This window comes from Citrobacter sp. TBCS-14, from assembly GCF_005280805.1.
GTDB lineage: Bacteria > Pseudomonadota > Gammaproteobacteria > Enterobacterales > Enterobacteriaceae > Citrobacter > Citrobacter gillenii.
In genome coordinates this window covers 1-236 of record NZ_SZWM01000710.1, presented here as the reverse complement: position 1 = coordinate 236, position 236 = coordinate 1, and the positions used below count along the sequence as shown (strand labels likewise).

The window sequence follows — 236 nt, the reverse complement described above, 5'->3', positions numbered from 1 at the left end:
GCCAGTTGTCTTTTTAATTCTAGAAAATCAGCTTTAGAGACGGAGCTTTCATTAGATTTAGAGTAGAGGTCTATCCATTTATAAATTGTTGCAGGGGCCACGTCGTATTCTTTAGACAGCTGGGTGACGGATTGACCAGAATGATAGAAGGCGATAAGGGTTTCTTTAAATTCTTTTGAGTAGCGTTTTTGCATGTTTTTGTCCTTTGTCTAAATTATACAATAGTGACTCTAAGA

Annotated in this window: 1 protein-coding gene; it reads right to left on the bottom strand. The window is 36.9% G+C overall.

Annotated elements, in window-relative coordinates; genetic code table 11:
* The coding region (locus FDX22_RS20840) for an IS3 family transposase (RefSeq protein WP_021212795.1) at positions 1-194 on the bottom strand (194 nt) is incomplete at its 3' end.
* Positions 195-236 lie beyond the last annotated feature (42 nt).